This window comes from Agrobacterium sp. SORGH_AS_0440, assembly GCF_031453135.1.
GTDB lineage: Bacteria > Pseudomonadota > Alphaproteobacteria > Rhizobiales > Rhizobiaceae > Agrobacterium > Agrobacterium pusense.
In genome coordinates this window covers 1,190,967-1,204,632 of sequence record NZ_JAVIYR010000002.1, presented here as the reverse complement: position 1 = coordinate 1,204,632, position 13,666 = coordinate 1,190,967, and the positions used below count along the sequence as shown (strand labels likewise).

The 13,666-nt window shown below is 58.3% G+C and carries 11 protein-coding genes and 3 tRNA genes; 1 reads left to right on the top strand and 13 read right to left on the bottom strand.

What is annotated here, in order from left to right:
• Positions 1-108 precede the first annotated feature (108 nt).
• The 10 genes from nuoF to QE453_RS15185 form a co-directional block, all read right to left on the bottom strand.
• Positions 109-1,413 (bottom strand): NADH-quinone oxidoreductase subunit NuoF, encoded by a 1,305-nt coding sequence (nuoF, locus tag QE453_RS15230; protein WP_004441321.1) that lies wholly within the window; start codon positions 1,411-1,413, stop codon positions 109-111.
• 10 nt (positions 1,414-1,423) lie between these two features.
• A complete protein-coding gene (locus tag QE453_RS15225) occupies positions 1,424-2,533 on the bottom strand; it encodes an NADH-quinone oxidoreductase subunit E (RefSeq protein WP_004441319.1) in 1,110 nt (369 codons plus the stop codon).
• Between the two features lie 16 nt (positions 2,534-2,549).
• Complete coding sequence (locus QE453_RS15220) at positions 2,550-2,810, bottom strand: hypothetical protein (RefSeq protein ID WP_004441318.1); 261 nt, start codon at positions 2,808-2,810, stop codon at positions 2,550-2,552.
• Positions 2,810-4,000: an NADH-quinone oxidoreductase subunit D gene (locus QE453_RS15215; RefSeq protein WP_004441317.1), complete on the bottom strand. Its 1,191-nt coding sequence runs from the start codon at positions 3,998-4,000 to the stop codon at positions 2,810-2,812. The genes QE453_RS15220 and QE453_RS15215 overlap by 1 nt, the downstream gene beginning before the upstream one ends.
• A 1-nt stretch (position 4,001) precedes the next feature.
• On the bottom strand, positions 4,002-4,430 hold the full coding sequence (locus QE453_RS15210; RefSeq protein WP_004441314.1) for a GFA family protein: 429 nt from the start codon (positions 4,428-4,430) through the stop codon (positions 4,002-4,004).
• A complete protein-coding gene (locus tag QE453_RS15205; RefSeq protein WP_004441311.1) occupies positions 4,427-5,029 on the bottom strand; it encodes an NADH-quinone oxidoreductase subunit C in 603 nt (200 codons plus the stop codon). The genes QE453_RS15210 and QE453_RS15205 overlap by 4 nt, the downstream gene beginning before the upstream one ends.
• Before the next feature lie 20 nt (positions 5,030-5,049).
• Complete coding sequence (locus QE453_RS15200; protein WP_003496467.1) at positions 5,050-5,634, bottom strand: NADH-quinone oxidoreductase subunit B family protein; 585 nt, start codon at positions 5,632-5,634, stop codon at positions 5,050-5,052.
• Entirely contained in the window at positions 5,625-5,990 is a 366-nt protein-coding gene (locus QE453_RS15195; RefSeq protein WP_003496469.1) for an NADH-quinone oxidoreductase subunit A, read from the bottom strand. Before QE453_RS15195 ends, QE453_RS15200 begins: the two co-directional genes overlap by 10 nt.
• Positions 5,991-6,425: 435 nt before the next feature.
• Positions 6,426-6,502 (bottom strand) — tRNA-Asp (locus QE453_RS15190).
• A 41-nt stretch (positions 6,503-6,543) separates the two neighbouring features.
• Positions 6,544-6,620: transfer RNA gene (locus QE453_RS15185), tRNA-Asp, on the bottom strand.
• A gap of 447 nt (positions 6,621-7,067) precedes the next feature.
• Here QE453_RS15185 and QE453_RS15180 point away from each other — a divergent pair.
• Positions 7,068-7,143: transfer RNA gene (locus QE453_RS15180), tRNA-Val, on the top strand.
• Between the two features lie 652 nt (positions 7,144-7,795).
• Here QE453_RS15180 and QE453_RS15175 read toward each other — a convergent pair.
• The 3 genes from QE453_RS15175 to lon all read right to left on the bottom strand — a co-directional run bounded on the left by QE453_RS15175 (position 7,796) and on the right by lon (position 13,314).
• Positions 7,796-9,994, bottom strand: coding sequence for an esterase-like activity of phytase family protein (locus QE453_RS15175; protein ID WP_309777376.1), 2,199 nt, complete (start codon positions 9,992-9,994; stop codon positions 7,796-7,798).
• Positions 9,995-10,335: 341 nt separating this feature from the next.
• The gene (gene hupB, locus QE453_RS15170; RefSeq protein WP_003502360.1) at positions 10,336-10,611 is read right to left on the bottom strand and encodes a DNA-binding protein HupB; all 276 of its coding nucleotides are present in this window, start codon (positions 10,609-10,611) and stop codon (positions 10,336-10,338) included.
• A 285-nt stretch (positions 10,612-10,896) separates the two neighbouring features.
• Positions 10,897-13,314, bottom strand: coding sequence for an endopeptidase La (gene lon, locus QE453_RS15165; protein ID WP_004441301.1), 2,418 nt, complete (start codon positions 13,312-13,314; stop codon positions 10,897-10,899).
• Between the last annotated feature and the right edge of the window lie 352 nt (positions 13,315-13,666).

Below are 13,666 nucleotides of genomic sequence, written 5' to 3'. Positions count from 1 at the left end.
CACGGTCCGCAACAAATCCTTAATCACGCCCGGCACTCTTAATCATCTGCCAGGCGCTTCATGGTGTCGCGAGGCCGGAAATTCCGGCTCCGCTCGAAGCCTCAACGCTTATTCAGCGGCTTCCAGAACAGCGCCATCATCCATGGCCCTGTAGGTATATTGGTCGATACGCTTTTCGATTTCCGGACGGAAATTGCGGATCAGCGCCTGTACCGGCCATGCTGCGGCGTCGCCGAGCGCACAGATGGTGTGGCCTTCGATCTGCTTCGTCACTTCGAACAGCATGTCGATTTCGCGCTTCTGCGCATTGCCCTTGACCATGCGCTCCAGCACGCGCCACATCCAGCCCGTGCCTTCACGGCACGGCGTGCACTGGCCGCAGCTTTCGTGCTTGAAGAAGGCCGCGATGCGAGCGATCGCCTTGATGACGTCGGTGGACTTGTCCATGACGATCATGCCGCCGGTGCCGAAGGAGGATTTCACTTCGCGCATGCCGTCGAAATCCATGATGGCGTCCTTCATGTCCTCACCGCGAACGATGGGGCAGGAAGCGCCGCCGGGGATGACGCCGAGCAGATTGTCCCAGCCGCCACGAATGCCACCGCAATGGTGTTCGATCAGTTCGCGGAAGGACAGGCCGAGCGCGTCTTCGAAGGTGCACGGACGTTCGACATGGCCGGAGACCATGAACAGCTTGGTGCCGACGTTGTTGGGACGGCCGATGGACGAGAACCAGGCAGCGCCGCGGCGCAGAATGGTCGGGGCAACCGCGATCGATTCAACGTTGTTGACGGTCGTCGGGCAGCCGTAAAGACCCATATTGGCCGGGAACGGCGGCTTCAGACGCGGCTGGCCCTTTTTGCCTTCAAGGCTTTCGAGCAGTGCCGTCTCTTCGCCGCAGATATAAGCGCCCGCGCCGTGATGCACGTAGATGTCGAAATCCCAGCCATTCTTGTTGTTACCGCCGAGCAGACCGGCATCGTAACATTCGTCGATGGCCGCCTGAAGAGCCTCACGTTCGCGCATATATTCGCCGCGAACATAGATGTAAGCGGTGTGCGCGCCCATGGCGAAACCGGCGATCACGCAGCCTTCGATCAGCGTGTGCGGATCGTTGCGCAGGATTTCGCGGTCCTTGCAGGTGCCGGGCTCGGATTCATCGGCGTTAACGACGAGATAATGCGGACGGCCGTCATTTTCCTTCGGCATGAAGGACCATTTGAGACCCGTCGGGAAGCCAGCGCCGCCGCGACCGCGAAGGCCCGAAGCCTTCATCTCGTTGATGATCCAGTCACGGCCCTTTTCGATGATCTGCTTGGTGCCGTCCCAGTGGCCGCGCGCCAGCACGCCTTTCAGGGACTTGTCCTTGAGGCCGTAGAGATTGGTAAAGATGCGATCCTGATCTTTTAACATGCTTCACCTCTTACCGCGGCTTCTTGCCGAAGACCCTGATATACTCGGCTTCGCCACCCTTGGCGAGCGCCTCGGCCTGCTTGACCCAGTCATCACGGCCGATACGGCCCTTGAAATTCAGATATCCATCGACCCAGTCGCATTCGGCCTGCTTCCAGCCGGCGATCTGCGCATAGGTGAAGATGCCGAGCTCGTTCAGCGTACCCTCAATCTTGGGGCCGACGCCGGAAATGAGCTTCAGGTCATCAGGGGCAGCTGGCTTTTCGATGCCTGCCGGACGATCCGCGGAATCCAGCGACGGCTTTGATGCTGCCGCTTCCTTGCCGACCGATTCCTTTTCGCCAGCCTTTGCGTTTTCAGCAGCAGCCTTGGGCTCGTTGGCCGGCGTCTTCAGCTTCGGATCGGTTTCCGGCGCATCCGTCTTCGGCTTGGCGGCGTTGGACGGGGGAACCTGTGCGGCATCCGCTGGCACTTCAGCCGGCTTGTCGAGATTGGAACGGTCAGGCTTGATCTCTTCCGTCAGGGTCGTCAGGCCGCCAACGGGGACGGACTGGTGACGGTCGATCTGGGGGCCGGTCTTGACGGTGTCGCCCTTGCCTGCCTCGAAAGCATCGATGATCTCTTCCAGACGCTCGGGCGTCAGGTCTTCATAGGCATCCTTGAAGATGATGACCATCGGCGCGTTGACGCAGGCGCCCTGACATTCCACCTCTTCCCAGGAAAGCGTGCCGCTCTCATTGGTGTGCAGCGGATCGTGATGGATCTTCTTGCGGCAGACATCCATCAGCGCTTCGGAGCCGCGCAGCATGCAGGGCGTGGTGCCGCAGACCTGAACGTGGGCACGCGTGCCGACCGGCTTCAGCTGGAACTGCGTATAGAAGGTCGCAACTTCAAGAACACGGATATAGGCCATGTCCAGCATGTCTGCGACTTTTTCGATGGCGGCGCGGGTAACCCAGCCATCCTGCTCCTGCGCACGCATGAGCAGCGGGATGACCGCTGATTGCTGGCGTCCCTCGGGGTATTTTTTGATCGTCTTTTCAGCCCATGCGGTATTTTCCGCGTTGAAGGCAAATGCCACGGGCTGGAACTGATCTTCGGCTAGTCGACGAACGGACATACTTCCTCACGCCTTTTCAGTTTAACGTCTCACACCGCGATCTCGCCACCGTGACGAATTCGCAGGCATAAGCCGCCTTGTCTTTTTGCATGAACACAATGAACTTGCTGCCATTGGGAACCGAGGCCTTTATCTCGTATCCCGACGACAGAAGCTGCTTGATGGTCGAGGAGCCGCCGCTCGCCAACGATACACCGCCCTCGTCCGTCGCCGTCTGGGCGAAAACGGGGGTGGACATCGCTGCGAGAAAAGCCGGAATGGCCAGCGGCAGACGCATCAGCGGTCGACCTCCCCGAACACGATGTCGAGAGAGCCGAGCACGGCTGTAACGTCGGCAAGCTGATGGCCCTTGCACAGGAAATCCATCGCCTGCAGATGGGCATAGCCCGGAGCGCGGATCTTGCAGCGGTAAGGCTTGTTGGAACCATCGGCAACCACATAGACGCCAAACTCGCCCTTTGGCGCTTCGACGGCGGCGTAAACTTCGCCAGCGGGAACGTGGTAACCTTCGGTGTAGAGCTTGAAGTGGTGGATCAGCGCTTCCATCGAACGCTTCATCTCACCGCGCTTGGGCGGAACCACCTTGCCATCCAGCGAGGAGACCGGGCCGATGCGGTGCTTGCCGGACAAAAGCTCGACGCACTGCTTCATGATCTTCACGGATTCGCGCATTTCCTGCATGCGGATCAGGTAACGATCATAGCAGTCGCCGTTCTTGCCAACAGGAATGTCGAATTCCAGATCGGAATAGCACTCATAAGGCTGCGAACGACGCAAATCCCAGGCAGCGCCGGAACCACGCACCATCACGCCCGTAAAGCCCCAGGCAAAGGCATCTTCCAGCGAGACGACGCCGATATCGACGTTACGCTGCTTATAGATGCGGTTATCCGTCAGGAGGCCCTCGATATTGTCGAGGACGGTGATGAAGGGATCGCACCACTTGCCGATATCGTCAACCAGTTCCGGCGGCAGGTCCTGGTGAACGCCGCCCGGACGGAAATAGGCCGAGTGCATGCGCGCGCCACAGGCGCGCTCATAAAACACCATCAGCTTTTCGCGCTCTTCGAAGCCCCAGACCGGCGGCGTCATCGCGCCCACGTCCATGGCCTGCGTGGTCACGTTCATGATGTGCGAGAGGATGCGGCCGATTTCCGAATAGAGAACGCGGATCAGCTGGCCGCGCATCGGGATTTCGAGGCCGAGCAGCTTTTCGACGGCGAGCGCGAAAGCGTGCTCCTGGTTCATCGGCGCGACGTAGTCGAGACGATCGAAGTAAGGAACGGCCTGCAGATAGGTCTTCGTCTCGATCAGCTTTTCGGTTCCGCGATGCAGAAGACCGATATGCGGATCAACGCGCTCGACGATTTCGCCGTCCAGTTCCAGAACCAGACGCAGCACGCCGTGCGCGGAGGGATGTTCCGGACCGAAGTTGATCGTGAAGTTGCGGACGTTATGCTCAGTCATTCTAGTGCTCCGCCGAGGTGATCATGGCGATGAATTCGGGGCCGGTCATGTTCTGCGTGATCTCAGCGAAGGAATAGCTCGAAGGCTTTTCATCCGTGAAAATCTGCGACGCGAACCTGAAACTGGAAGGGTTGTCAAAAGCCTGCAGCGACACGGCAAAATGCTTGCCATCCTTGGAACGCCACATCAGCGTGCTGCCGCAATTCTTGCAGAAGCAGCGCTCGCCCCACTCCGACGAGGAATAGACGCCGAGGCTCTCTTCGTTTTCGACGGAGATATCAGCGCATTCGACAGCCAGAAACGCGCCGCCGGACCAGCGGCGGCACATGGAGCAATGGCAAACGCCGAATTCGCGGGCGCCGATGACGGCCTCAAGGCCGACGGCGCCGCAAAGACATTGCCCATGCTCTGTCGCGGAGACCTGGCTCATTGCTTGGCCTTTTCGTCGCCAGGAAGAACGTAATCGGTCCCTTCCCAAGGGGAAAGGAAGTCGAAGTTACGGAATTCCTGCTTCAGCTCGACCGGCTCATAAAGCACGCGCTTCAGAACGTCATCGTAACGCACTTCAACAAACCCGGTAACCGGGAAATCCTTGCGCAGCGGGTGGCCTTCGAAACCGTAATCGGTGAGGATGCGGCGAAGGTCCGCATGGCCCTCAAACGGAATGCCATACATGTCCCAGGCTTCACGCTCGAACCACTCCGCACCCATGTAGACGGAGGTCGCAGAAGGAACGCCCTCGTCCTCCTCCACCTGCAGCTTGACGCGGACGCGCAGATTCTGGCGCGGCGACAGCAGATGATAGACGACATCGAAACGCTTTTCGCGCTGCGGCCAGTCAACGCCGCAGATATCGATGATATTGACGAATCCGCACTGCACATCGTCGCGCAGGAAGGTCAGAAGCGCGATTACGCTTTCAGGCGTCGTGTTCAGCGTCAGCTCGCCATAGGCGATATCGGCCGACACCACGAGTGAACCGCGCGCTTCCTTAACGTAAGCAGCAAGATCGTTGAGAGCTTCGCTCATTCTAAATCCGTCCTTTGCCCTTAGCGCTCGATCGTACCGGTACGCCGGATCTTTTTCTGCAGCAGAAGCACGCCGTAAAGCAGCGCTTCGGCCGTGGGGGGACAGCCCGGAACGTAGATATCCACCGGCACGACGCGATCGCAGCCGCGCACGACGGCGTAGGAATAATGGTAATAACCGCCGCCATTGGCGCAGGAACCCATGGAGATGACGTAACGCGGCTCAGGCATCTGGTCATAGACCTTACGCAGAGCCGGAGCCATCTTGTTGGTCAGCGTGCCGGCGACGATCATCACGTCCGACTGGCGCGGCGAGGCGCGCGGGGCGACACCGAAGCGCTCCATGTCGTAACGCGGACCGGAAGCCTGCATCAGGCCTTCGACGGCGCAGCAGGCGAGACCGAACTGCATCCACATCAGCGAGCCGGTACGGGCCCAGGTGATCAGTTCGTCAGTCGAGGTGACGAGGAAGCCCTTGTCGGCCAGCTCGTCGTTGATTTCCGTGAAGTAGGCATCGTTGCTGCCAACCGGCTTGCCGGTGGAGGGATCGATGATCCCCTTCGGCTGCGGCGCGACGAGCGTGCTGTTGTTCTGGCTCATGCCCATTCCAGCGCTCCCTTCTTCCACTCATAGATAAAGCCGATGGTGAGAACGAGGAGGAACACCATCATCGACCAGAAACCGAACCAGCCCATCTCACCGAAAGACACCGCCCATGGGAACAGGAACGCGACTTCGAGGTCAAAGATGATGAACAGAATCGACACCAGATAAAAGCGGATATCGAACTTCATGCGGGCATCGTCGAAGGCGTTGAAACCGCACTCGAAAGCAGAGAGCTTTTCCGGGTCCGGCGCCTTGTAAGCGACAGCGAAAGGCGCGATCAGAAGCGCCAGGCCGATGACAAGAGCGATACCGATGAATATTGCGATCGGAATGTAGGAACTGAGGAGTTCAGTCATGGTCTCTTCCCTGCCCGGCCGGGTGCCGGGCCTGCCTTTGTGACCTTAGTCTCAAAGAGCGGACAAATATGTTGCAACGCCAAAGTGGTTAGCGCAGCCGCGCCCTCTCTGCAAGAGTTTAGGCACCATTTCAAGACACCTGCCGCATTGATTGGCAACAATATTGCCGGAATTGACGCAAATTTGGGCCACATTTCCGACCTAAGCCCCTCAAATACAATAATAATCGATTGAAGGACGCAACCGCAAAAAAGACACACGATTTTTACGCCCAAACGTTGGCGAAGTGACGATATCGGGAAATCGAAACTTGACTAATAAAAGCAGGAAAAATCCCGCGGGAAACGGCCGGAATCAGAGATCTGAATCGCTGAAGACGAAGCCGCGCAGACCGCGCATCGATTGTTCAGATGGAGACATTTCAAGAAGGAGAAATGGCGCGAGTGACGGGGCTCGAACCCGCGACCTCCGGCGTGACAGGCCGGCACTCTAACCGACTGAGCTACACCCGCGCTCCACAGACATTCATCTGCGTTTTTTCCGAGGAACAGGATGGCGCGAGTGACGGGGCTCGAACCCGCGACCTCCGGCGTGACAGGCCGGCACTCTAACCAACTGAGCTACACCCGCTTATCCTGACCGACAGAACCTTGGTTCCGCCGTACGAACCAGCCTCGGCTGTTCGTTGAGCGGCTAACTACGGCGTTCGTGCGGGGGTGTCAAGCAGGTTTCACGACAAAAGAATAAGCTTTTTCATTTTGATCAGGAAAAACCCTGGGGCCTTTTATCGACGCTCCAGCAAATGCCCTGTTTTGCGGGCTTTTCCCAACGAAAACAAAAAACTTGTCCACAGCCAGCCGCTTTATCAACGTCATTTCTACGGGGCCGTCATGACGTCATTGGTTTCTGAATTTACCAAAAAGCCCGCAGTTCCCGGCTTTTTACCCCTCCCCTTCGGCGGAGGGAAAAACCTCCCCGAAAAAAAACAAAAAAACTTCACAAAAGCCCTTGCGGTTTTTTTCCGATCCGAATACATCACGGCCACCGACGCGGCGGACATGATCCGCAAGACGCGAAGGGCGATTAGCTCAGTTGGTAGAGCGCCTCGTTTACACCGAGGATGTCGGGAGTTCGAGTCTCTCATCGCCCACCATTCCTTCTCACAGTGATTTAAAGAACCCTTGCCGATTGCGGTTTGAACCGTAGGCGGTTGCGCTTCACCATGTATGCTTGGCTTCGATGCGCAGCCCCTGCCCTCGGTGGCATGGAAGGGGCAATGGTCGCGCGCTACTGCGGTGTAGAATCACATTTCCCAGCTGCCGCGCCGTGCCAAACCGGGACTTTCGTTTCATATTCGCACAGCCGCAGCCATCCCTGTTTCACCCCGCAACATACCGAAAAATAAGCAGATTTAGAATTTTTAAAGAGATTTCGGGCATTGTTTTCAGGCCGTTTCATGATGAGCGGTGGAACTGATGGATGAAACCATGTCACTCGACGCGTTTGTTACACTCGCGCTTATTGCGCTGCCTGTTTACATTTTTTTCCGCTGGGTCCAGCAGGATTCGGAGAAACCAGATATTTCCAAAAACAAGAATTCCATGGGGCGGTGATCCGGGCGCTGGGATCGCACCATTATCCCGGACGACCTCCGGAGAGAACTTTCGATCACCGATGCGAAGCGGCAATGCCTTTTGAGGGCTTGCATATGACGTATCGTATAAACGCCCGGCATTCAGACCCATACCGCATTAAAAAAGCCGGGCTATGCCCGGCTTTTTCCGTTGCGGCGCTATCGTGCGCAATCAGTTGATCGCCTTCATCTCGACCTTGAAGAACAGCGTCTCGCCGGAAGAATCATCGACGCCGTCATTATCTGTCACGGCATAGGCCGTTCCCGCCTTGTCGAAGGTGAAGCCTTCCAGCTTGTCGACGACATAGCCGTTGGTCTGGGCCTTGAGGTCGGGCAGGAAGTCATGAGCTTCCTGCTTGGTGACCAGCGGCAATTCGCCACCGATCTTGCCCGGCTTCAGGTCAGCAATCGCCACGCGGTAGAGCTTCTTGATCTTGGCCTTGTCACCGATCTGGTTGTCGCGCTCGACGATATAGACATTGTCGCCCTGTGCGGTGATTTCGGACAGGCCGACCCAACCGGCTTCAGTCTTATCGAGCGGGTAGCGCACGGCGCCCCATTCCTTGGACTTCGGATTATAGGAGACGAGCTTGACGAAGCCCTTCTCGTCGGTGCCCCATTCGCGCTGCACGGCCATCCACAGCGTCGCGTCATCGCCCTTGCCGATCATGGTAACGCCTTCGAAACCGAAGCGGGTATCGCCGGCGAGCAGTTCCTTTGGCAAGGCGATTTCGGCCTTGATTTCGCCCTTGGCATTGACGTTGTAGAGCGCATGCGGAACAAGCTTGGCGCTGTCGCCTTCGGAGGCCAGCCAGAACCCGCCCTTGCCATCCAGCGTGATGCCTTCGATGTCAAGCTTCTGCGCCGCAATGCCGTCGCGCTTGACACGCAGCACGTTGGTGATGGTGGCGGGCTTCTTGGTCGCGTCGATGGTGTAGATCGACGGCTGGTTACCATAGACCGAGTCGGACACGGCATAGAGGATGCCAGGCTTCTCGGCATCGCCTACCAGACCCGAAAGAGCGCCCCAGCCGATAGGCGCACCATTGACAGTGGCGGATACCAGCTGCGGATAGGCCAGCTCGCCCTCGGCGCGTTCATAGATCATGACATGCGAGCGGGCGCCGCCGTCTTCCACCAGATCAGCCTCATTGGCCGTGACGAGGAGGTTGCGCGCGGGGATGGCGACAGCGCCTTCCGGCGAAATGCCTGAAGGCAGGAGCTGCGTTAGCTGCGGCTCTGCGCCGGTATCCTTGTAAACAGCGGCAATGGAAGCGCGCTCGGCAAGCACGAAGAAGTACTTCTGACCATCGAAGGTCGCCGTTTCCAGACCCTCCGGCTCTATGCCCTTTGCCTTGGAGCGCTTTTCCGGATAGTGGCCAATGGCCGCTACCGCGTGCTCGAGCGAAGCGCCGGCCTCATAAAGAAGCTTGCCGGTCTTGTCGAAAATGGTGAAGCCGCGTGCACCGCCCTGCCAGTCGCCTTCATTGGCGATGACGATACGGTCGTTGTCCAGCCACTTGACGGCGTCAGGCTCGCGCTTGCGGCCTTCCTGCTTGTCGGCGAATTTCAGCTGGCCATCAGTCTTGGTGTCGATGCCTTCCAGATTGACGGTGCCGGCAGAGAAATGCGTCTTCACCGTGCCGGTCTTGCCGTCGATGATGACGATATGGTTGTTTTCCTGAAGCGTCAGCGCGATCTCGCCATTGGCATTGATCGAGACGAATTCCGGCTCCGGATCTTCAGGGGAAATCTCAGCGAGACCGGTAACGTCGATCTTCTTCAGCGTCGCGCAGTCGGCAACGCCGTCCTTCAGGCCGACAGTGACGAGATAACCGGCTGGCATCTGCGGCAGGGCGCCTTCGTTCACCTCTTCATCACGTTCGTTTTCGATAGCGATGGCGGCAAAGGTTTTATCCGGAGACACCGCGACTGAATCCGGTTGACCGCCGAGATCACAGCTCGCCTCGATCTTCTTGGCAGCGATATCGACAGTCACGAGCTTGCCGGAGGGCTTGGCGCGGTTTTCCGAGGTATTGACGCCGGCGAGAACCTTGAGACCGGCCACGGCAACGGAGGTCGGCTCACCTTCCAGCAGCAATGCGCCGCCGGCCTTGGGAGCCTTGGCATCGGTGATGTCGATGAAGCCAATGCCCCCGAGCGGGCTGTCCGAATAGATCAGCGTCTTGCCGTCTTCGCTGGCGGTGATGATTTCAGCCGAGGTCACGGACTTGGCGTCCTTGTCCGCGGGCAGGTTCTTCGCTACCGGGAAAGAAGCAATGCGGTTAAAAACCGGCTCTGCGGCCGCCGGAAAGGCTGCAGATGTAAGCAGAGCCGCGGTCAAGGCCATCTGAGAAAATCGGAACGCCATTTTATCCCCCTTGGGTTCAGAAATATCCCAAGGCTTCTGCGTCACGGACATGACAGTGGCATGACACTTCATGGCCCGGAATCAAAAAGCCCGGCCGCAAAGGCCGGGCTTTCGTGTTTATGCGCATATTCCGTATATCGAAACGCCGTGTGTCCGGATGGAGGCTACACAGGCACGCCCGACTTTCATTCCATACCATTCGGCATAAACGGCGCCGCTCGAAAGAACTTTCGAAAGGCACGCTCCTTAGACCGGTTGATGGCCTGAGCGCGTCAAAACATGCTTCCTCGTGAACCTGAAAAGCCGCCGCCCGCCGCGGGCGTTACGGCTTTTCGGAAACCTTACGAGTTGACGGCGTCCTTCAGGCCCTTGCCTGCGGAGAACTTCGGCACGTTGCGAGCCGGGATATCGACTTCAGCACCCGTGGAAGGGTTACGGCCCTTGGAGGCTTCACGACGGCTGACGGAGAAGCTGCCAAAGCCGGCGAGGCGGATATCGCCACCGTTCTTCAGTTCGCTCTGTACGGTTTCGAATACGGCATCAACAGCGGAAGCAGCATCTGCCTTCGTGAGACCAGCCTTTTCGGCAACAGCAGAGACGAGCTCGTTCTTGTTCATGTTTCCACCCCTTTCAATGGTTTGAAACGACTCAAATTAAGCCGGCGCAGAATACGTTCGTATCCGCGCGCAGCAACTCAAAAGCGCTGGAATCGCCTGAAAAACAAGGGGTCTGCGGTTTTTTTCACAAAAAAGGCCGACATTTCTGCCGGCCTTCCCCATAATCGTGCCAATTTCGCATCACTTGCGCCGACCTGAAGCCGTACCTTCGTCGTGAAGCCTAACGCATTGAATCTACGCAGGACCTGTCGCGAGCACCGATTCCGGCCCTCGCGACGACGCGTCTCAATGCGCGATGGTCTGGCTGCCGTCATCAACGCCTTCGACCGTTGCGATCACCGGCGTCTCGATGCTGCCATCCCACTCGATGGGCTCCGGCTGGCGGATGAGGGCGTGCTTGATAACCTCGCCCATGCGCGACACCGGAATGATTTCCATCTCGTTCTTCACATTGTCCGGAATCTCCGCCAGATCCTTGGCGTTTTCTTCCGGGATCAGCACCTTCTTGATGCCGCCGCGAAGCGCTGCAAGCAGCTTTTCCTTCAGGCCACCGATCGGCAGAACGCGACCACGAAGCGTGATCTCGCCTGTCATCGCCACGTCCTTCGAGACCGGAATACCGGTCATGATGGAGACGATCGCGGTTGCCATGGCAACACCGGCGGACGGACCGTCCTTCGGGGTTGCCCCTTCCGGAACGTGCACGTGGATGTCGCTCTTGTCGAAGCGCGGCGGCTCGATGCCGAAGTCCACTGCGCGCGAACGGACATAGGATGCCGCCGCCGAAATGGATTCCTTCATCACTTCCTTGAGGTTGCCGGTAACCGTCATGCGGCCCTTGCCCGGCATCATCACGCCTTCGATGGTGAGCAGCTCACCGCCGACTTCCGTCCAGGCCAGACCCGTGACGACACCGACCTGATCCTCGCGCTCGGCCTCGCCGTGGCGGAACCGCGGAACGCCCAGATAATCCGGAACGTTTGCTGCGGTAACCTCAACGGACTTGACCTTGCCCTTGATGATCTCGGTGACAGCCTTCCGCGCCAGCTTCATCAGCTCGCGTTCGAAGCTGCGCACGCCCGCCTCGCGGGTGTACTGCTGGATGACAACCATCAGGGCATCATCGGTGACCGAGAATTCTTCCGGACGCAGGGCATGTTCCTTGATCGCCTTGGGCAGCAGGTGACGCTTTGCGATTTCGCGCTTTTCGTCTTCCGTGTAACCGGCGATGCGGATCACTTCCATACGGTCCATCAGCGGGCCGGGAATGTTCAGCGTGTTGGCCGTGGTCACGAACATCACGTCGGACAGGTCGTATTCCACTTCCAGGTAGTGATCCATGAAGGTGGAGTTCTGTTCCGGATCGAGAACCTCGAGCAGTGCCGACGACGGATCGCCACGGAAATCCATGCCCATCTTGTCGATTTCGTCGAGCAGGAAGAGCGGGTTTGCCTTCTTGGCCTTCTTCATCGACTGGACGATCTTGCCCGGCATGGAGCCGATATAGGTGCGGCGGTGACCGCGGATTTCCGCTTCGTCACGAACGCCACCCAGCGCCATGCGCACATATTCGCGGCCGGTCGCCTTGGCGATCGACTTGGCGAGCGAGGTCTTGCCGACGCCGGGCGGGCCGACGAGGCACAGGATCGGGCCACGGATCTTCGTCGCACGGGCCTGCACGGCCAGATACTCGACGATACGCTCCTTGACCTTGTCCAGACCGAAATGGTCCTGATCCAGGATCTTCTCGGCATTGTTGAGGTCCGCCTTGATCTTGGACTTCTTGCCCCAGGGCAGACCAAGCAGCCAGTCCAGATAGTTGCGCACGACAGTCGCTTCCGCGGACATCGGGCTCATCTGGCGCAGCTTCTTCATTTCCGCTTCGGCCTTTTCCTTGGCCTCCTTGGAAAGCTTTGTCTTGGCGATGCGCTCTTCCAGCTCGGCCATCTCGTCACGGCCGTCCTCGCCGTCGCCGAGCTCCTTCTGGATCGCCTTCATCTGCTCGTTCAGGTAATATTCGCGCTGGGTCTTCTCCATCTGGCGCTTGACGCGCGAGCGGATGCGCTTTTCGACCTGAAGAACGGAAATCTCGCCTTCCATGAAGCCAAGCGCCTTTTCGAGCCGCTGCTTCACGCTGACGGTTTCCAGCATTTCCTGCTTTTCGGTGATCTTGATCGACAGGTGCGAAGCGACCGTGTCGGCGAGCTTCGAGTAATCATCGATCTGACCGGCAGCGCCGACAACCTCGGGCGAAATCTTCTTGTTGAGCTTCACATAGCTCTCGAATTCCGAAACGACCGAACGCGAGAGCGCCTCGATCTCGACCGGATCTTCGGCAGGCTCCTGCAAAGGCGTCGCCGACGCTTCGTAGAAATCCTCGCGACCGGTGTAGCTGTCGATCTGGGCGCGGCCCTTGCCTTCCACCAGCACCTTCACGGTGCCGTCGGGAAGCTTCAGAAGCTGCAGGACATTGGCGACCGTGCCGACCTTGTGGATGGCTTCAGGCGCCGGATCGTCGTCGCTGGCGTTGATCTGGGTAACAAGCATGATCTGCTTGTCGGAGCCCATGACTTCCTCGAGCGCACGGATGGATTTTTCCCGCCCGACGAACAGGGGAACGATCATATGCGGGAAAACGACAATGTCGCGCAGGGGAAGTACCGGATAGGTACCGCCAGATGCCGCAGACGTGATGTTCGTCATATCATTTCCTTTCCATGGTCCCTTTCGGGACACTTTGCCGAACGTCTTGGGGGCGTCCGGCATATTCATTTCTCGAGACTGAAAGTGGAGTTTCGAAACACCGATTTCAAGTCGTCGGAGCAGACGGCCTTACGCGACGGCAGGACCGTGAAATTCAACAAAACTCAGCGCTGGCTAATACTACCGACATTTCCGGTTATCCTCGAAGGCTCAGGAACCGGGTCGCCGACGAAATTCACATTTCCGTCATATCGCGCTGCAAATCAGTTGTAAGACTTTATCAGCAAAGCGCAATCCGCTCCAAACGCAAAATCGGGCTTCGTCAAGTTAGCCGCAAGTTTCGTAAGGCCCA

Bases quoted from the DNA above. Each gene is read 5' to 3' on its own strand.
- nuoF (WP_004441321.1), bottom strand. From the start codon at position 1,413: ATGTTAAAAGATCAGGATCGCATCTTTACCAATCTCTACGGCCTCAAG.
- QE453_RS15225 (WP_004441319.1), bottom strand. From the start codon at position 2,533: ATGTCCGTTCGTCGACTAGCCGAAGATCAGTTCCAGCCCGTGGCATTT.
- QE453_RS15220 (WP_004441318.1), bottom strand. From the start codon at position 2,810: ATGCGTCTGCCGCTGGCCATTCCGGCTTTTCTCGCAGCGATGTCCACC.
- QE453_RS15215 (WP_004441317.1), bottom strand. From the start codon at position 4,000: ATGACTGAGCATAACGTCCGCAACTTCACGATCAACTTCGGTCCGGAA.
- QE453_RS15210 (WP_004441314.1), bottom strand. From the start codon at position 4,430: ATGAGCCAGGTCTCCGCGACAGAGCATGGGCAATGTCTTTGCGGCGCC.
- QE453_RS15205 (WP_004441311.1), bottom strand. From the start codon at position 5,029: ATGAGCGAAGCTCTCAACGATCTTGCTGCTTACGTTAAGGAAGCGCGC.
- QE453_RS15200 (WP_003496467.1), bottom strand. From the start codon at position 5,634: ATGGGCATGAGCCAGAACAACAGCACGCTCGTCGCGCCGCAGCCGAAG.
- QE453_RS15195 (WP_003496469.1), bottom strand. From the start codon at position 5,990: ATGACTGAACTCCTCAGTTCCTACATTCCGATCGCAATATTCATCGGT.
- QE453_RS15175 (WP_309777376.1), bottom strand. From the start codon at position 9,994: ATGGCGTTCCGATTTTCTCAGATGGCCTTGACCGCGGCTCTGCTTACA.
- hupB (WP_003502360.1), bottom strand. From the start codon at position 10,611: ATGAACAAGAACGAGCTCGTCTCTGCTGTTGCCGAAAAGGCTGGTCTC.
- lon (WP_004441301.1), bottom strand. From the start codon at position 13,314: ATGACGAACATCACGTCTGCGGCATCTGGCGGTACCTATCCGGTACTT.